Annotated in this window: 20 protein-coding genes; 9 read left to right on the top strand and 11 right to left on the bottom strand. The window is 67.4% G+C overall.

Features of this window, described 5'->3' with window-relative positions; genetic code table 11:
• Nucleotides 1–26: 26 nt before the first annotated feature.
• The 6 genes from yihA to rpmH form a co-directional block, all read right to left on the bottom strand.
• Nucleotides 27–710, bottom strand: coding sequence for a ribosome biogenesis GTP-binding protein YihA/YsxC (gene yihA / locus B161_RS0103790; protein ID WP_018632045.1), 684 nt, complete (start codon nt 708–710; stop codon nt 27–29).
• Between the two features lie 3 nt (nt 711–713).
• A complete protein-coding gene (yidC, locus tag B161_RS0103785; RefSeq protein ID WP_018632044.1) occupies nt 714–2,543 on the bottom strand; it encodes a membrane protein insertase YidC in 1,830 nt (609 codons plus the stop codon).
• Nucleotides 2,544–2,644: 101 nt separating this feature from the next.
• The gene (gene ttcA / locus B161_RS0103780) at nt 2,645–3,601 is read right to left on the bottom strand and encodes a tRNA 2-thiocytidine(32) synthetase TtcA (RefSeq protein ID WP_018632043.1); all 957 of its coding nucleotides are present in this window, start codon (nt 3,599–3,601) and stop codon (nt 2,645–2,647) included.
• Nucleotides 3,598–3,840: a membrane protein insertion efficiency factor YidD gene (gene yidD / locus B161_RS0103775; protein ID WP_018632042.1), complete on the bottom strand. Its 243-nt coding sequence runs from the start codon at nt 3,838–3,840 to the stop codon at nt 3,598–3,600. Before yidD ends, ttcA begins: the two co-directional genes overlap by 4 nt.
• Nucleotides 3,837–4,253 carry a ribonuclease P protein component gene (gene rnpA, locus B161_RS0103770; RefSeq protein ID WP_018632041.1) on the bottom strand — a complete coding sequence of 139 codons (417 nt, stop codon included), beginning with the start codon at nt 4,251–4,253 and terminating at the stop codon, nt 3,837–3,839. Before rnpA ends, yidD begins: the two co-directional genes overlap by 4 nt.
• Before the next feature lie 16 nt (nt 4,254–4,269).
• The gene (gene rpmH, locus B161_RS0103765; RefSeq protein ID WP_018632040.1) at nt 4,270–4,410 is read right to left on the bottom strand and encodes a 50S ribosomal protein L34; all 141 of its coding nucleotides are present in this window, start codon (nt 4,408–4,410) and stop codon (nt 4,270–4,272) included.
• A gap of 277 nt (nt 4,411–4,687) precedes the next feature.
• Between rpmH and B161_RS20155 the strand changes: the two genes are divergently transcribed.
• The 3 genes from B161_RS20155 (at nt 4,688) to B161_RS0103750 (ending at nt 7,037) form a co-directional block, all read left to right on the top strand.
• Nucleotides 4,688–5,497, top strand: a complete 810-nt coding sequence (locus B161_RS20155) for a hypothetical protein (RefSeq protein ID WP_157755517.1) — start codon at nt 4,688–4,690, stop codon at nt 5,495–5,497.
• A gap of 85 nt (nt 5,498–5,582) precedes the next feature.
• On the top strand, nt 5,583–6,764 hold the full coding sequence (locus tag B161_RS0103755) for an alpha/beta hydrolase (RefSeq protein WP_018632038.1): 1,182 nt from the start codon (nt 5,583–5,585) through the stop codon (nt 6,762–6,764).
• Nucleotides 6,765–6,845: 81 nt separating this feature from the next.
• A complete protein-coding gene (locus B161_RS0103750; protein ID WP_018632037.1) occupies nt 6,846–7,037 on the top strand; it encodes a hypothetical protein in 192 nt (63 codons plus the stop codon).
• Here B161_RS0103750 and B161_RS16565 read toward each other — a convergent pair.
• Complete coding sequence (locus tag B161_RS16565) at nt 7,034–8,164, bottom strand: endonuclease/exonuclease/phosphatase family protein (RefSeq protein WP_018632036.1); 1,131 nt, start codon at nt 8,162–8,164, stop codon at nt 7,034–7,036. The two genes, B161_RS0103750 and B161_RS16565, sit on opposite strands and share 4 nt — an antisense overlap.
• Nucleotides 8,165–8,288: 124 nt before the next feature.
• Here B161_RS16565 and trpE point away from each other — a divergent pair, with 124 nt between their 5' ends.
• Together trpE and B161_RS0103735 are read left to right on the top strand one after the other, a co-directional pair.
• Entirely contained in the window at nt 8,289–9,812 is a 1,524-nt protein-coding gene (gene trpE, locus B161_RS0103740) for an anthranilate synthase component I (protein ID WP_018632035.1), read from the top strand.
• A gap of 158 nt (nt 9,813–9,970) precedes the next feature.
• Nucleotides 9,971–11,293, top strand: coding sequence for a DUF3422 family protein (locus tag B161_RS0103735; RefSeq protein WP_018632034.1), 1,323 nt, complete (start codon nt 9,971–9,973; stop codon nt 11,291–11,293).
• 19 nt (nt 11,294–11,312) lie between these two features.
• Here B161_RS0103735 and B161_RS0103730 read toward each other — a convergent pair whose 3' ends face one another.
• Together B161_RS0103730 and B161_RS18545 are read right to left on the bottom strand one after the other, a co-directional pair.
• Nucleotides 11,313–11,801 (bottom strand): hypothetical protein, encoded by a 489-nt coding sequence (locus B161_RS0103730; protein ID WP_018632033.1) that lies wholly within the window; start codon nt 11,799–11,801, stop codon nt 11,313–11,315.
• Nucleotides 11,802–11,938: 137 nt separating this feature from the next.
• Entirely contained in the window at nt 11,939–12,562 is a 624-nt protein-coding gene (locus tag B161_RS18545; RefSeq protein WP_018632032.1) for a TetR/AcrR family transcriptional regulator, read from the bottom strand.
• Between the two features lie 127 nt (nt 12,563–12,689).
• Here B161_RS18545 and B161_RS16555 point away from each other — a divergent pair, with 127 nt between their 5' ends.
• Nucleotides 12,690–13,541 carry a lysophospholipid acyltransferase family protein gene (locus B161_RS16555; protein WP_157755516.1) on the top strand — a complete coding sequence of 284 codons (852 nt, stop codon included), beginning with the start codon at nt 12,690–12,692 and terminating at the stop codon, nt 13,539–13,541.
• Entirely contained in the window at nt 13,538–14,884 is a 1,347-nt protein-coding gene (locus B161_RS16550; protein WP_018632030.1) for an MFS transporter, read from the top strand. Before B161_RS16555 ends, B161_RS16550 begins: the two co-directional genes overlap by 4 nt.
• On the opposite strand, the gene B161_RS0103710 is transcribed toward B161_RS16550, so the two are convergent.
• Both B161_RS0103710 and B161_RS18540 read right to left on the bottom strand, forming a co-directional pair.
• Nucleotides 14,881–15,474 carry a TlpA family protein disulfide reductase gene (locus B161_RS0103710; RefSeq protein WP_018632029.1) on the bottom strand — a complete coding sequence of 198 codons (594 nt, stop codon included), beginning with the start codon at nt 15,472–15,474 and terminating at the stop codon, nt 14,881–14,883. The two genes, B161_RS16550 and B161_RS0103710, sit on opposite strands and share 4 nt — an antisense overlap.
• On the bottom strand, nt 15,471–16,169 hold the full coding sequence (locus B161_RS18540; protein WP_018632028.1) for a TlpA family protein disulfide reductase: 699 nt from the start codon (nt 16,167–16,169) through the stop codon (nt 15,471–15,473). Before B161_RS18540 ends, B161_RS0103710 begins: the two co-directional genes overlap by 4 nt.
• A 148-nt stretch (nt 16,170–16,317) precedes the next feature.
• Between B161_RS18540 and B161_RS0103700 the strand changes: the two genes are divergently transcribed.
• Nucleotides 16,318–16,626: a hypothetical protein gene (locus tag B161_RS0103700; RefSeq protein WP_018632027.1), complete on the top strand. Its 309-nt coding sequence runs from the start codon at nt 16,318–16,320 to the stop codon at nt 16,624–16,626.
• Between the two features lie 5 nt (nt 16,627–16,631).
• Nucleotides 16,632–17,084 (top strand): YcgN family cysteine cluster protein, encoded by a 453-nt coding sequence (locus B161_RS0103695; protein ID WP_040789217.1) that lies wholly within the window; start codon nt 16,632–16,634, stop codon nt 17,082–17,084.
• The last annotated feature ends 95 nt before the right edge of the window (nt 17,085–17,179 follow it).

Raw genomic sequence — 17,179 nt, 5'->3', positions numbered from 1 at the left:
GAGCGCGATCCGAAAATTTCAATTCGTCAGCCGCGGGTCAGCTTCTCGATGGCCGCGCGCAGCTCCGGCAGCCCCTTCCCCGTCTCCGAGGAGGTGGAGATGATTTCCGGATAGGAGGTCGCATGACGGCCAAGCTCCGCTTTGACCTGAACCACGACCTCCTCCAGCGCCGTGCGGGAGATCTTGTCGGTTTTGGTCAGCACGACCTGAAAGCTCACGGCGGCCTTGTCGAGCATGTCGAGGATCTCGTGATCCACCGCCTTCACGCCATGGCGCGAGTCGATGAGCACGAAGACCCGCCGCAGAGATTGCCGCCCCCGCAGATAGGCCTTCAAGACCTTCTGCCAGCGATCCACCAGATCCTTGGGCGCCTGCGCGTAGCCGTAGCCGGGCAGATCCACCAGCCAGACTTTTTCTCCGAGATCGAAGAAGTTCAGCTGCTGGGTGCGTCCCGGCGTATTGGAGGCGCGGGCGAGGATCTTGCGTCCGGTCAGGGCGTTGATGAGGCTGGATTTGCCCACGTTGGAGCGTCCGGCGAAGCAGACCTCCGTGCGCGGGGCCTCCGGATCGGGCTCCGGAAGCTGATCCAGATGCGCCACGCTCAGCATGAATTCGCATTTCTGCGCGAAGAGCAGACGCCCCGCCTCCAGAGCCTCCGGAGAAACCGGAGGATCAAGCTGGAAGAAGCTCTGAGGATCGGGTTTGGCCATGATTCAGCGTCCCGCGCCCGGCGTGGAGTCCTTAGGCGTCCGCCGGAAGAGCGCTTTGACGTTGTCCCACAGCTCGATCTTGGCGCCGAAGCGCTTCATGATCAGCGATTGCTGGATGATCGTCAGGATGTTGTTCCAGGTCCAGTAGATCACCAGACCCGCCGGGAAGGCGCCCAGCATGAAGGTGAAGAGCACCGGCATCCAGTTGAAGATCTTCTTCTGGATCGGATCGGGCGGCGCCGGATTGAGCTGCTGCTGCAGCCACATGGTCACGCCCATGATCAGCGGCCAGATGCCGATCTGAAGGAAGAGCGGCGGCGTCCAAGGGATCAGCCCGAAGAGGGTGAAGAGGCTCGTCGGATCGGGCGCGGAGAGATCCTGAATCCAGCCGAAGAAGGGCGCATGCCGCATCTCGATGGTGACGAAGAGCGTCTTATAGAGCGCGAAGAAGATCGGAATCTGCACGATGATCGGCAGACAGCCCGAGGCGGGATTCACCTTCTCGCGCTTATACATCTCCATCATGCCCGTCTGCATGGCGCGCGGATCGTCCTTATGACGCGCCCGCAGCGCCTCCATCTGGGGCTGGAGCTTCTTCATCTTCGCCATGGAGGCGTAGGACTTATAAGCCAGCGGGAAGACGACGGCCTTCACCAGAACGGTCAGAATGAGGATCGCCACGCCGAAATTGCCGACGATCTTATAAATGCCGTTCAGCAGGGCGAAGAAGGGCTTGGTCAGGAAGAAGAACCAACCCCAGTCGATGGAGTCGTAGAAGCTCTTGATCCCGAGCCGGTCCTGATAATCCTTGATGACCTCGGCCTGCTTGGCGCCGGCGAAGAGCATCATCTTCTCCTCTTGCGCCGCGCCGGGCGCGAGGGTGACCGTCGGGCGCTGCACATAGGCCGAATAGACCGGGGCGGAATCGGTTCCCGCGCGGCGGAAGGCGGTGGTGGCGGCCTCGCCGGGCGAGGTGGCCAGAGCGGCCATCCAATATTTATCCGTGAAGCCGATCCACGCGTCCGAAGCGGCCTTGAACTCCTCGGCGCGGACGCCGGGCTGGCCGGGCGCGGCCTCCATCTTGTCGAGGTCTTTATAATCGCGCGGCTGGATCACCCCGTCGAAGCCGCCGATGGCGCCTTCATGCAGGATGAAGAAGTTCTGAAGCCCCGGCGGCACTCCATGACGGGCGGTCAGACCGTAAAAGGCGAGATCCACCGGCGCGGCGCCCTGATTCTCGGCGCGGTCGGTGACGGTGAACATGTAATTGGCGTCCACCTCGACGCGGCGCTCGAAGCGCAGCCCGGCGCCGTTCTCCCATTCGAGAACCACGGGCGCGCCCGGCGCGAGAGTCCCGCCCTCGCGCTGGCGCCAGACCGTGTCGAGGCCGGGGGTGGCGTTCGTTCCGCCCAGCCAGCCGAAGGCGGCGTAATAGGCGTTTTCAGCGCCCTGAGGCGTCAGCAAGGTGACTTCCGGCGAGCCGGGCTTGATCGTCTCGCGGTAACGCTTCAGCGACAGATCGTCGAGGCGGCCGCCGGTCAGCGAGAGCGAGCCGTCCACGCTGGGCGTGTCGATGGCGACGCGCTGAGCGCCCTCCAGAGCCTGAGCCCGCCCCACGATCCCCGGCGTCAGCCCCGCGACGGAGCCCCCGGGCGCGCTCGCCGCGCTCAGCTGGCCGGGCGCGGCGCCCGTCTGGGCCTGCGCCTCGACTTCGGCGAGCTGACGGGCGATTTCGGCCTCGCGCCTTTGCGGCTCGACGAAGTAATAATCCCAACCGAAGATCACGAGCATGCTCAGCAGCATCGCGATGAGGAAATTCTTGTTGTCGCCCATGCGGAGCCTTTGAACCTCTCGGCGGCTTGTCGGAAATCATCGGCGAAAGGCGGCGGCGCCCCCCTCCGGCGTGGCGGTTGAAGCGGGCGCGGGCGCGCCCGTCAAGCTCTTTCGCGTAAATTCGGCGGCGTCGGACCGGGAGACGCAGGCTCGGCGGCCTCCGGCGCGGCGCGCGCGCCTAAGGCTTCGAAAGCGGCCTCGGGCGCGTCGAGCCCGGCGAAATCCATCATCCGGCGGTCCATCAGATGGCTCGGCCGGACGTTGGAGAGCGCCCGGAACATGGTCGCCACCCGCCCCGGACGCGCCTTGTCCCATTCGGCGAGCATGGCCTTCATCTCATTGCGCTGAAGGCCCTCCTGAGAGCCGCAGAGGTCGCAAGGGATGATCGGAAAGGCCATGGCGCGGGCGAAGCGGGCCACCTCGGCCTCCGCGCAGAGCGCCAGAGGCCGCAGCACCAGCAGATCGCCGTCTTCGTTGAGCAGCTTGGGGGCCATGCCCCCCAGCCGCCCGCCGTAGAAGAGGTTCAGCAGGAAGGTTTCGAGGATGTCCTCGCGGTGATGGCCGAGGACCACAGCCTTGCAGCCCTCCTCCCGCGCGACGCGGTAGAGGTTGCCGCGCCTCAGCCGCGAACAGAGCGAGCAATAGGCGCCCTTCTGAATCTTCTCCGTGACGATGGAGTAGGTGTCTTCATATTCGATTCGATGGGGCGCGCCGATGGAGGTCAGATAATTGGGCAGAACCTCTTTCGGGAAATTCGGCTGACCCTGATCCAGATTGCAGGCCAGCAGATCCGCCTGCAGCACGCCGCGCCATTTGAGATCCATCAGCATGGCCAGCAGCGTATAGGAATCCTTGCCGCCCGAGAGGCAGACCAGCCAGCGCTCTCCTGCGCCGCGGGTGCGGGGGTCGACCATGCCGTAATCGTCGAGGGCCTGACGGGTCAGCTTGGCGAGGCGATTGCGCAGCTTATGGAATTCGCCGCTGTTCGGCGCGGTTTTGAAGACGGCGGGCCCGCCCTCCGGCGCGCTCGGATCCTCGATCTCGGGTAAGGCGTTCATGGGCGGCTCCGGGAGGAAGGCGGCGGCGGATCATAGCCCGAACCGCCCCAAGGATGGCAGCGCAGAAGCCGCCTCAGCGCCAGCCAGCTTCCCTTGAGCGCGCCATGGCTTTCGATGGCTTCGAGGGCGTAGGCGGAGCAGGTCGGCTGAAAGCGGCATTTGCCCGGTCCGAGCAAAGGCGAGATCGCCGCGCGATAGAACAGCACCGGAGCTTTGGCCAGAGCGCGGGCGAAGCTCATGGAGCGCCCTCCCCCTTCGGCTTGGACGGCGCGTCCTTGGCGGAATCCTTGACGCGGGGCGGCGCCTCGACGCGGCGCAGAGCCTCGGCGAGATCGGTCAGCAAGGCGGCGTAGGGACGTTTGAGCGTGACCTCGGGCCGGGCGATCAGGACGTAGTCGACGCCGGATTTGGCGTCCTCGCCCAAGACCTGCGCGGCGGCGGCCCGAAGGCGGCGCTTGGCGCGGTTGCGCTCGACGGCCCCGCCGATCTTGCGGCTGGCCGTGAATCCGACGCGCGCCGTCTCAGGAGCCGTTTGCGGCTCCTCAGGCGCGCGGCGGCGCATTTGCAGGATCAGGCCCCCCGCGACCCATTTACGGGCCTTGGCGGCGGCGAGAAAATCCCGCCGGTGACGGATCCGCTCAAGCCGGGGCATGGCGGGCCATAGAGAATCAGGCGCTGAGCGTCTTGCGGCCCTTGGCGCGGCGGCGCTTCAGGATCAGGCGGCCGCCGACGGTCGCCATGCGCGCGCGGAAGCCGTGACGGCGGGCGCGGACGATCTTGCTCGGCTGATAGGTGCGTTTCGTGGCCATCGGGTCTCTCCCAGAATTCGGCGCGGCTTCTGACCCGATGGGCGGAGGCGGCGCGAGGATCGTCAAATCGAAAGGGCGCGCCCTCATGAGAGCGCGCGCCGTTCAGGCCGCCGCTTATAGGCGCGGCGGCGGCGCTCGTCAATCTCCGGCGCGCGCAGAGGCGGGACGGGAAAATAAGGAGAGCTATCCGCGCGGCGACTCGCCTGAAACCCTCCCGCAAGATTCTTGGGCCAGACTTACGGCGTTCTCTCCTCCGGCCCTGTTCAGGATCCCTCTCATGACGCGCTTCCTCACCCATGTCCTTCTGGAGCGGCCCGCCGCGCTCTCCGTCTGGGGCCTCATGGCCGAGATGCGCCGCTTCGTCGCGCCGGGGATCTTCGAGGATCTCGCCCCGCTCGATCCGCCGCCCTCGGGCAAGCCGGAGGGGACGATTCTCCTCTCGGTGGAGGGCTCGGGGGTGGTGGTCATGTTCAAGGAGGGGCCCCTCCCCCCCGAATCGCTGAAGCTGGCGCGGCTCGGCCCGGAGCGGCCCGAAGAGGCCGAGCGCGCCGCCTCCGCCCGCGCCCATGCGGTGGTCGGGCTGGTGGAGGCGCCGACCGGAGCGGCCTCGGCGCTGCGGGGCGCCCGCACGATCTCGCTGACGGCGGGGGTTCTGGCGGAGCTGTTTCAGGCCCCGGCGGCGATCTTCTCCGAGGGCCGCACTCTGGTCTCCGGCCCGGATCTGATCGCGGCGGCCCGCGAGATCCGCGCGGGCGGAATCCCCGCCCGGATCTGGGTCGGCTGCGATCTGCGCGAGGGCCCCGAGGGCTGCGGCGCCGTGACCCGCGGCCTGACGCCCTTCGTCGGACGGGAATTGCAGATCCATCCCTGCCCTCTGGAGGCCGCCGCTCTGCGCCGCCGCCTGACGGACATGGCCTTGCCGCTGATCCACAGCGGAATCGGCTTTCAGGACGGCGCGACCATCGCCCTCTCCAGCGGCGACCGCTTTCAGGCGCGCCATCTCGTCGCCAGCCCTCTCACCGGCGAGCCCGTGGTGGGCCTGACGCTGGAGGAGGCCCTCGCCGAGCCCGCCCGCCGCAGCGCCTGACGGCCCTTCTGCGCAAAGCCCCTCTGGCGGCTTTCCGGCGGGCGCCTTAGAGCTGGAGGCCTCCGCCCTCCCGCGAGGCCCCGCCATGACGCGCCTGATCTCCGCCTGTTTGTTCTGCGTCGCCCTGCTCGGAGGCTGCGCGACGCGCCCGGTCAACGTGCTGGCGCCCATCGCCGAGCCGCCGCCTCCGGGCGCGGGGCGCGTGGAGATGCTCGTGGCCACCACCCGCGCGGCCTCGACCGATCCGGGCGAGATGTTCACCGGAGGCCGCAGCTTCGAGCCCTCGCTGATCACCCTGAGCGTCTCGATTCCTCCGCCTGAGGCGCGCAAGCCCGGCGCGGTGCAATGGCCCGAGCGCCTGCCGCCGAATCCCGCGACGGATTTCGCCGTGCTGGAGGCCCGCCGCCTGCCCCCCGACCAGCTCGGCGACTGGGCGCGCGGCCATCCCCCCCCGAGCGGCCGGGTGGCGGTCTTCGTCCATGGCTATAATTCGAATTTCGAGGCCTCGGTCTATCGTTACGCCCAGGTCGCCTGGGATTCGCGCATGGCCGCGACGCCGCTTCTCTTCTCCTGGCCCTCGCGCGGCTCGGCGCTGGATTACGTCTACGACCGCGACAGCGCGACCTTCTCGCGCGAGGCGCTGGAGGAGATCCTCCGCCGATTGGCCGCTTTGCCGGAGATCCGCGAGATCTCGGTGGTGGCCCATTCGATGGGCGCATGGCTGGCGATGGAGTCTCTGCGCCAGATGGCGATCCGCGACGGGCGCGTCGATCCCAAAATCCGCGACGTGGCCCTCGCGGCGCCGGATCTGGACGTGGACGTCTTCGCGGGGCAATTCCTCGAATTGGGCGAGACGCCGCCGAACATCGTGGTCTTCGTCTCGCGCGACGACCGGGCTCTGGCGCTCTCGCAGCGGATCGGCGGCGGGGTGGACCGCCTCGGCATGATCGACCCCAACGCCGAGCCCTATAAGACCGGCCTGCGCATGACCAATCTGACGGTGGTGGATCTGACCGGCATGAAGAGCGACGACCGCCTGAGCCACGGCGTTTTCGCGCAAAGCCCCGAGATCGTGCGGCTTCTCGGCGGGCTGATCGATTCGGGCGAGATCCGGGTGGCTTCGGATTCGATTCCTCTGGACGATCAATTCACCGTCTTCGTGCATGGCGCGGCCCGGACGGTGGGCGGCGCGGCGAATCTGCTGCTCAGCGCTCCGGCGGCGCTTCTCTCTCCTCTGGGAGGCGCATCCTCTTCGGAGGCCTATTGACCCCCCGGACCGCCTCCTGCACTCTCAACCCTGAGGATATAACTCGCAAAGACATGGCGTGAAAATCGAAGGGATCGGAGCATGGACCACCCCCTCGTCATCCGACGCGCGGCCGCCCGTTTCGCGGCGCCCTGCGCGCTTCTGCTGGCTTCGGCCTGCGCCGCGACCTCCGTTCAGGCTCAGGAGGGCCTGATCCAGCAGCTTGAAGCCATGAACCAGCGGATCGCCGACCCCATTGATGCGGCCCGCCCGCTGAGCCTCGACCTCGCCTAAATCCCGATGGGCGAAGCGGGCGGCGCGCTCTGAAGCGCCAGCCGCAGATCCAGCGAGACGGGGAAATGATCCGAAGCCGTGGTCAGGGCGCGGGTCGTCTCCACCTCGCGGGCGAGGGCCGCGTCCTGCCAAGGATTCCAGATCCGCCAATGCGGCTCCGCGCGTTCGGCCAATCCCGGCGAGATCAAAATGAAGTCGATGAGCGCGTCGACGGTCCCGCCGGTGGCGGCGTCGTAAAAACGGGCGCTGGCCGGAACCCAGCCATATTCCGGCGTCCAGCGGACTTTGGTTTCGGAGGTCCGCAGCCGCTTCTCCGGCGGGGCCTTGGTTCCGATGATCGCGTCGAGGCTCGATGCGCCGAGCCGCCTTTCATAAAGATCCAGCCCCGGCCCGTCGTTGAAGTCGCCGAGCACGATCAGATCCTCGCCCCGCGCCAGATGGGCCTCGATCCGCGCCCGCAGCCAAAGCGCCTCCGCGAGCTGCTTGCGGCGATTGGCGAGATGATGCGCGGCGGCGGCCTCGCGGTCCTTGCCGTTTCCATTGGCGCCCGCCTTGGACTTCAGATGCGCCCCGATCAGCCGCAGAGAAGCGCCGCTCGGCTTATGGCGCAGATCCAGCTCCAAGGGCGGACGGATGAACTTATGCTCTTCGGCTTCGCCGTCGCCGTTCAGATCGCGACGATAAAGCCCGTCGAAGCGCGGGGCCTCCCCGGAGGGCGGCGCGAGCGCGGCGAGCCCCTTCGGCGGCTCGGGCGCGGGGCCTTGCGGATCATGTTTCGCGGAGATGCGGGCGGGATCGTAAAGCAGGACCAGCTCCTGATCCGTCTCCGATTCGAATCCGGAGATCGCGGCGCTCTGGCGCAGGCCGAAATGGGCGGCGAAGCCCTCCAGAGCCTTGACCGCCGAGCGTCCGGAGCGCGCGCCGGTGTTCGGCGCCTCGACCACCAAGAGCGCGTCGGGGTCTATGGCGCGGATCGCGGCGGCGACGGCCTCCGCCTGTTCGCGCCGCGCGACGCCGTAGCGCCGGGCGCGCCCTTCGTCGAGCAGAAGCTTGTCCGCGGAGTCGAAGAGCGCGTCGAACCATTCGACGTTCCAGCAGGCCAGACGCATCTCCAAGCCCTGAGGCATCCGCTTTCCTCCGCCTTCTTCTCCGTTGCGGCTTTATAGCAAATCCCGCGCCTTGGCGAAGTCCATGCGAGCGCCTATAAGCTTGGGCCTTCCCTTCCGGACCAGCCGCCAAGGAGCGCGCCCGATGAATCTGGAGCCCGGCTTCGACGCCTTTCGCGCAACCTATGAACGCGGCGAGGGTCAGATTCTCTGGACGACCGTGCCCGCCGACCTCGACACCCCGGTGTCGCTGATGCTCAAGCTCGGCCATGGGCGGCGCGACTGCTTTTTGCTCGAATCGGTGAAGATCGACGGAGACCGGGGGCGCTATTCCTCCATCGGCCTCAAGCCGGATCTGATCTGGCGCTGCCGCGACGGCAAAGCCGAGGTCAACCGCTCCGCCCGCATCGACCCCGAAGCCTTCGCGTCCGACCCGAAGCCCGCTTTGGACTCGCTGCGGGCGCTGATGGCCGAGAGCCGGCTTCCGCTGCCCGAGGGCCTGCCGCCCATGGTCGCGGGGCTTTTCGGCTATCTCGGCTATGACATGATCCGTCAGGTGGAGCGCCTGCCCGATCCGCCCGAGGATAAGCTCGGCCTGCCGGACGCCATCCTTCTGCGCCCGACCATCATGGCGGTGGTGGACCACGCCCGCGATGTCGTGATCTTCGCAACGCCTGTGCGGCCTTCGCCCGGCGTGGACGCGCAATCGGCCTATGAGCGCGCCGCCGAGCGCCTCGGCGACGCGGTGGAGGACATCGAGCGCGGCCTGCCCTATGAGGACGTGGACCGCCGCGCCTTCGACGAGGGACAGGCCGAGCCTCAGCCGAATATGACGCCTGAAGCCTATCGGGCCATCGTGGCGAAGGCTCAGGATTATATCCGCGCGGGCGACATTTTTCAGGTGGTGCTCAGCCAGCGCTGGAGGCGGCCTTTCAAGCTGCCGCCCTTCTCCTTTTATCGGGCTTTGCGGCGCACGAATCCCTCCAGCTATATGTTCTTCTTCGATTTCGGGGCTTTTCAGATCGCGGGCGCCAGCCCGGAGATCCTCGTGACCTACACCCCGAACGAGATCAAGCTGCGGCCCATCGCGGGGACTCGCCCGCGCGGCGCCACGCCTGAGGAGGATCGCCGCCTCGAAGCCGAATTGCTCGCCGACCCCAAGGAGCGGGCCGAACATCTCATGCTGCTGGACCTCGGCCGCAACGACGTGGGCCGCGTGGCCAAGGTCGGGACGGTGCGCCCCACCGAGACCTTCACCATCGAACGCTACAGCCATGTGATGCACATCGTCAGCCATGTGACGGGCGTTCCGCGCGCGGACGTGGACGCGCTCGACGTCTTTCTGGCGGGGATGCCCGCGGGCACGGTCTCGGGCGCGCCGAAGATCCGCGCCATGGAGATCATCGACGAATTGGAGGTCGAGCGGCGCGGCGTTTATGCGGGGGGCGTGGGCTATTTCGCGGCCAACGGCGAAATGGACGCCTGCATCGCCATCCGCACGGCCTTGTTCAAGGACGGCGAGATGATCACTCAGGCGGGCGGCGGCGTGGTCTACGACTCCGATTCCGAAATGGAGCGTCAGGAGACCATCAACAAAGCCCGCGCTCCGGCCCGCGCCGCCGAAGAGGCCATCCGCCACGCCGGGGACAAAGCCCGCAACCGGCGCTGAGCCCTGCGCCGAAGGCGCATGAGATCGGCCCTGCGCCGAAGGCGCATGAGACTGGCCCTGCGCCGAAGGCGCATGAGACGGATGGACGCCCCCTCTCCGGAGGCGTCTTGCGTTATGCTGCGCCTCGCCAGCCCATCGCCTAGCCGTAAAGCCGCCTCATGACGCCCTATCTGCACGAACATCCCCGCCGCGCCGCGCTCATCAACGAGCTGCACGCCCGTCCGGCGCCCGCTCTGACGGCGCCTTGCCGCATGGCGCATCTGGCCTTCAAGCGCGTCGAGCGCGCCATAGACCGCGACCGCAGCATAGACCGCGCCCATATGGCGGCGCTCTGCGCGCGCTTCGGAGCGCCGCCGCCCGCGCCTGAGGCCGGGCATCACTTCGCCGATTTCGGGCGCTTCCGCGTGAAATGGGAGATGCATTCGGAATTCGTCGCCTACACGGTCTTCGCCGAAGGCGCGAGCGACAAGCCCTTCGCCGAGAATCCGATGCGGCTTCTGCCCTCCGACTGGCTGGCCTCGGCGCCGGGGGTCGCGGTGGCGGCCATCCACGCCGAATTGCGGCTTTGGGAGGGGGCTTCCTCGGGGGAGGCGGGGCCTCCGCCGGAGGCGGCGGGCCAATTCACCGGCGAGAGCCTCGCGGGCTGCGGCACGGCGGGCGGGGCGGCGCGGGTCTTCGGCGATTTCCGCCTCGACGCCGAAGGCTTCACGCGATTCCTCATGCAGGTGCGTCCGGAGGCCTCGCCGCGCCAAATGGGCCGCATGGCGCAAAGGCTGCTGGAGATCGAGACTTACCGCGCCATGTCCATGCTGGCTCTGCCAGTGATGCGCGAGATCGGGCCTCGGCTCGCGGAGGCGGAATCGGCGCTCGTCGAAACGACTCAGGCCATCAGCGCCCCCGAGCGCGGCGCCGAAGGCGACGACCGCGCCAGCCTCGCGCGCCTGACCTCGGTTTCGGCGGAGATCGAGGCCATGACCGCCCGCACGGCTTTCCGGCTCGGGGCGGCGCGGGCCTATGGGGCGATTCTCTGGGACCGCATCGCAGCTCTGCGCGAGGAACGCATCGAGGGCGTGCAGACGCTTCAGGAATTCATGACCCGCCGCTACGCCCCCGCCATGCGCACGGTGGAATCCGGCGGCGAGCGTCTGGAGAATCTATCGGCCCGCGCCACCCGCGCCAGCGACCTGCTGCGCGCCCGGGTGGACGTGGCCCTCGCCGAGCAGAATCAGGCTTTGCTTCATTCGATGGACCGCCGCGCGGATCTTCAACTGCGGCTTCAGGAGACCGTCGAGGGGCTTTCGGTGGTGGCCATCGGCTATTACGCCGTGAGTCTGGCGGGTTATCTATTGGGGCCTCTGGCGGCGAAGATCGGCGTGGAGCCCAAGATCCTCACCGCCTTAAGCGTGCCGCCGATCCTCTTCGGGGTCTGGCTTTTCCTGAAGCGCCTGAAAAGCCGCATCGCGCAGGACGGAGGGCATTAGCCGCCTCCGCGCCGCGCCCTCAACCCGAGGGATCCTGAACCGGCAGCCCCACGCAGGAGACCTTGAACTGCACGTAAGGCCTATGCGAGGAGACACGGACATGCCACAGGCCGTCCTTCGCGAGAATCTCGGCTAATTCGGCGAAGCCTGCGAATTCGCCGACGACGCCTGTGAGATAACAAAACGTGCTGTCGACAGGCTGGCTAAGATTATGCAGTCGGCCAGGCAGCCGTTGGGGAGCCAACCAGCCCGTCTGATGCACGATCTTCAGGCGCCCCAAGCTATTCTGCGCCGCCGCGAGTTGCTCCTCCAAATGGCCGATCCTCTGCGCGGAGATCTGAGCCTCCTGCGCCTGTTTCGCCTCTAGCTCGGCGATCCGCCGGTTCATCGCCTCGAATTTCTGGATCAGGCCCTCTTGAGCCTGAACGGAGGTCGCGGCGCAGCCCGAAGCCAGCAAAAGCGCGGCGAAACGGAAGCATGCGCGGCGAATGAATAATGGTTGCGTCACATCCGCCCCTCTCGATTTTCCCGGTCATGAATTCAGGAAACGCATCTTAAGTTGAGAATGGATGCGGCGAAACAAGGGGTCAAGAGGCTTTCGGACCGGAGGAGACGCCCTCCTCCGCGCCGATCAGAATCGGGAGATCACCTCGCGGCGGCGGGCGCCCGGGCGCGCAGGCCCGCGATATAGCCCTGAACTAGATCGCGGGCCAGCTCCTCCGCGCCGGGCGCCGAGATCAGCGCCAGATGTCCCGCGCTCGCCAGAGACTCCACCCCATGCAGAGCCGCCCAGAGCGCCCGCGCCCCCTGAGGCGCCGCCTCCGGCCCGGTCAGATCGCCCAGCACCTCCTCGACGATGCGGAAAGGCGCGGCCCGCGCCTCGTCGAACCACGCCGGAGGACCATCCGCGGGCCGATGCTCGAAAATGGCGCTCCAATTGCGCCCGCGCGACTGGGCGAAGCGCAGATAAGCCTCCGCCAGAGCCAGCAAAGCCGCCTCGGGCGCCAGCCCCTCCGCCCGCGCCGAAGCCTGCCGCGCCTCCAGAGCCCGCCGCAGCCCCTCGAATTCGCGCAGGCTCGCCTGACGAATCACCGCGTCGAGATTCGGGAAATGCGTGTAGATCGACCCCACCGCGCAGCCCGCCTCGGCGGCCAGACGACGCGCCGTCAGAGCGGAGAGCCCTTCGGCGCCGATCACGGCTTGCGCCTTGAGGATCAAGGCTTCTCGGGTCGCGGCTATCGCGTCTTCGGATTTGCGCGGGCGCGCCATCAGGCTCCCTTTCCCTCGGCGTTGGGGGCATTGCGTCGAAGTAATCTTGAGCGATGTTCACGGGACTTGACGCGGAGGTCAAGACCCCGCATATTACATGAACATTGTTCACTATAAAGGTCCGGCCATGCGCCTCCTTCGTTCGAGCCTGTTCAACTGCGTTTTCTACGGCTTCACCCTGACGATGGCCCTCCTCGCGACGCCCTTCGCCCTGCTCGGCGCGACGCGGCCTTTGCGGGCGCTGCTGCGCTTTTGGGCGGGCGGCGTCCTGGCTCTGACCCGCGGGCTGCTCGGCGGCGGGATCGAGATCCGGGGCCGCGCGCATATGCCCAAAGGCGGCGCGCTGATCGTCGGGAATCATCAGAGCGAGTTGGACGGAATCCTCATGGCGCGGCTTCTGCCGGATCTCGCGCCGGTGGCCATGGCCGAGCTGGAGCGCTATCCCTTCTTCGGCCCCATCCTGCGGGCGCTCGGCTTTCTGCTGGTGCGGACCGAAGGCGAAAAGGGGCAATCCGCCGCCGTGGCCGAAGCCGCCCGCAAAGCCGTCGCGGAGGGGCGTCAGGTGCTGATCTATCCAGAGGGCCGCCTGATGCCCGTCGGCGAGCGCGGGCCTCTGCGCAGCGGCGTTTGGCGGATCTACGACGCCTTGCAGGCCCCCGCCTATCTGGTCGCGCAGGATCTCGGGCGGGTCTGGCCGCGCCGCGAGTGGTTGAAGCACCCCGGCGCCTCGGCGGCTTTAGAGTTCCTGCCGCCCATTCCTCCGGGACTCGGCAAGGAGGCGTTCATGCTGGAGCTGGAGCGCCGCCTCGATTCCGCCGTCTCGGCTCTGGAGGCCGAACACGAAGCCCAGGACGCGCGCCCCTCCCCGGCTTCTGATTTCGGACGGCTTGCGCGCGGCGGCGAAAGCGGGAAGTCTGCGGCCCATCCGAGCCTTTCCGCCTCCGCTCAGGCTCGCCCTCAGGAGATTCTCCGCCGATGACCGCTCAGACCTCTTCTCCTCTGCGCCTGCTCGGCGACCGGAGATTCTGGCCCCTTTTCGGCGCGCAAGCCCTCGGCGCCTTCAATGATCAGGTGTTCAAGACCGGATTCGTCGCGCTGATCACCTATCGTCTGGCGGATCTCCACGGGCTGAACGCCGGATTCCACAACGCCTTCGCGGCGGGGCTCTTCATTTTGCCCTTCGCGCTCTTCGCCCCCACCGCCGGACAAATCGCCGACGGCATGGACAAGGGCCTGATGATGAAGCGCGTCAAGGCGCTGGAGATCCTGCTGATGATCTTCGGCGCCGTGGCTTATCAGATGCAGAATCTGACGCTGCTCTATGCGCTGCTTTTCCTGATGGGCGCGCAATCGGCGATCTTCAGCCCGATCAAATACGGAATCCTGCCGCAATATCTGAAGCCGGGCGAACTCGTGGCGGGCAATGGCCTGATTCAGGCCGCGACCTTCCTCGCGATTCTGGTCGGACAAATCGCCGGCGCGAAGCTGATCCTCAGCGAAGCGGGCGTGACGATCATCTCCGTCATGGTGATTCTGGTGGCGATCGCGGGCTGGCTCTTCAGTCTGAAGACTCCGCCCGCGCCGCCCCTCGGCGCGACGGCGCCCAAGGTGGATTGGGTCTTTCCCCGCGCCGTCTGGGAGGTGCTGAAGGAGACGCGCCGCAATCGCCCCGCCTTCAAGGCGATCCTCAACATCGCGTGGTTCTGGTTCCTCGGCGCGACCTATATGGCCTTGGTGCTGCCCTTCGCGAAGGACTCCCTCGGCGCGAACGAAGACGTCTCGGTGATCTTGCTGGCGGCCTTCTCCATCGGGGTGGCGGTCGGCTCGGCGGCCTGCGCGCGGCTCTATAAGGGCGAGGCGCGGGTGGATCTCGCGGGCTGGGCGGCGGTCGGGATGGCGGTTCTGGCGATCCTGCTCTTCTTCGCCGTCAAAGCCTATCGGGCGGAGCCTCTGGCGGAGGCTCTGATGGGTCCGGCGGCCTTCTGGGCGCGGGACTGGGCCTGGGCTATTCTGCTCTGCTTCGTGGGTCTGGCGGCGGCGGCGGGGCTCTACATCACGCCGCTGAACGCCCGCATGCAGATCTCCGCCGAGCCGGAGGCGCGCGGACGGGTCGTCGCGGCTTCGAACGTGGCGGATTCGCTGCTCATGGTCTTGTCCTCCGCAGCGGCCATGGGGATGACCGCGGCGGGGCTTTCCCATGAGGCGATCTTCGCCCTCGTCGGCGCGACGGGCTTCGTCGCGGCGCTCTGGGTGGCCGCCGACGCGCCGCAGGGAATTCTGGGGCGCCTCGGACGGGCCGTCGGCTTCGGAGAGCGGGGTTAGACGCTCTCCGCCATCAAAGCCCGGAGCCATGCCTTGGCGCCGGGCGCCTCCCAGTCTCCGGCGCCCCAGACCACGCCCCGGATCACGCCGGATTTATCGAGGACGTAGGTCGTCGGCGTCGAGATGGACATGCTCTGATGCACGCTCAGCGCGAAGAAGGTTCCGTTGATCCGCTCCAGATCCTGAATCACCGGCAGGCTCCGCACGCCCCAGCCCTCGAAGGCGAAGCGCGCGCGGTCGAGGTCGAGGTCCAGCGTCAGAGGCGCCATGACCAGCCCTTCCGGCGCCATCTCCGCCGCCATGCGGTCGATGACCGGCATTTCGCGGCGGCAGATGGGGCAATCGCTCTTCCAGAGCGTCACCACCGCCACCCGGCCTTTGTAGTCGGCCAGAGAGCCTTTGCGCCCGTCGGCGGCGTGGAGGATGGGGAAATCCGGCGCCGTCAGCCCCTGAGGCCCCGGCTGCACATGCTGCGCAGCCCAGAGCGCGGCCTCCGAACTGAGGCCCGGAACCACCTGAGCCGCGCCCGGAGCGGCGGCCGTCAGAGCCAGACCCAAGGCCAGAGCGGCCCCTTTCAGAAAACGGTTCATTGCGCGGCTCCCTGCGCCGAAGTCTTGCCTGCGAGGCGGTCCAGATAGCGGCGTCCGCCGGGCTTGTCCCAAGGCTGGGCGCCCACGAAGATCTCCACCGCCTCGCCTTGGGGATTGAGGATCACATGGGCCGGAGTCCCCGCCTGACAAAATTCGTCGAAGAGCGCGCGGCCGTAATCGACGTTGGCGGGGATATGGCTCCAGCCCTTCAGATCGAGGAACCAGCGCATCGCGCCGCGCAGGAAGCGCATCTCCTCGACGGGGCTGGTCAATTGATGCTCGGCGGGGGCCTCGGGATTCTCGCCGCGATACCAGAGCAAAGCCTGCCGCGCCGATTGCGGATCCTGAGCCTCGTCGATGGAGAGCGGCAGGATGACCAGATCCGTCCCTTCGTAATCCTTCATCAGGGCGTCGACCGCGGGCAGCTCGACCATGCAGCCGCCGCACCAGGTCGCCCAGAAGAGCAGCATCACCGATTTGCCCTTGTAATCCTCCAGAGAGCCGACGCTCCCGTCGGCGCGCAGAAAGCGCACGGCTTCAGGCTTCAGAGGCGCGGGCGGCTGGAAATATCCGCCCTCGGCGAACATCGTCCGGGCGCCCGGATCGCGGCAGGCGGCCTGAGCGGCGGGCGCCAGAGCCAAAGCGGCCAAGGCTCCGAAAGCGAGGGGTCGGAAGCGGGAGAGAACATGACGCATAGGGGGCTCCGAAGAGGATTTTCACAGGTTTTATAATCTTTTTCCTGAAGAAAGCAGGGACGCGAAAGCTCAAGCCCGGGTCACAAGCCGGAGAGCCGCGGCCTTGCGGCCTCTTTGCGGCGCCCTCCCGCGAGGATATGCTGCCCCCATGACCGAATCCCGCAAGCCGCAAGATCCTCATGAAGCCGCCCGCGACGCTCAGGCGCGGCTGGACCAGCTCCGCCATGAGGCCGGCGGCGCGCTCACCGGCGCCGAAGCCCGCGAACGCGCGGGGCTCGACCCCGAGGAGGTCGATCCGGATCCGCCGCTCGACTGGCGCCTGACGCCGCGCAACGTCGTGTTGAACCTTCTGGCCGTCGCGGTCTTCGTGGCGGCGGTCGTCTTCATCATCGGGCTGTTCCTCGACGGTTGGGGCGCGCTCTTCCGCCATGTCGGAGATTCCGGAGCCGCATCGTGAACGAGATGGCCAAGCCCCCCGCCAAGCCCTTCTGGCGCGCCAAAAGCCTTGAGGAGATGACCCCCGAGGAATGGGAGTCGCTCTGCGACGGCTGCGGACGCTGCTGCCTCGTCAAGCTGGAGGATGAGAAAGGCGAGGTCCATTACACCGACATCGCCTGTCGGCTCTTCGACGGCGAGACCTGCCGCTGCCGCGATTATCCCAATCGCCGCAAGCGGGTGCGGGAATGCGTGCTGCTCACGCCCGAGACCGTGCGCGAATCGGCCAGCTGGATGCCCAAGACCTGCGCCTATCGGCTGCTCGCCGAGGGGAGAGACCTTCCGGAATGGCATCCTCTGGTCTGCGGCGACCCTGAAGGCCCCCTCAAAGCGGGGATTCTCGTGAAGGGGCGCACCGTCTCGGAGAAGCTGGTCCGGCGGCGCGACTGGGAGAAGCGCATTCTGCGCGACCCCATCTGAAGCCGCCTTGCGCCGCCCGAATTCGTCGCCTGAAAGCCGCAGCCTCGGACTTTCGTCGGGTGCGACGCCTTCGCGCTCCATTTTTCAGGAGTCTT

This window comes from Neomegalonema perideroedes DSM 15528, from assembly GCF_000374145.1.
GTDB lineage: Bacteria > Pseudomonadota > Alphaproteobacteria > Rhodobacterales > Rhodobacteraceae > Neomegalonema > Neomegalonema perideroedes.
This window is presented reverse-complemented; position numbering and strand designations above follow the sequence as displayed.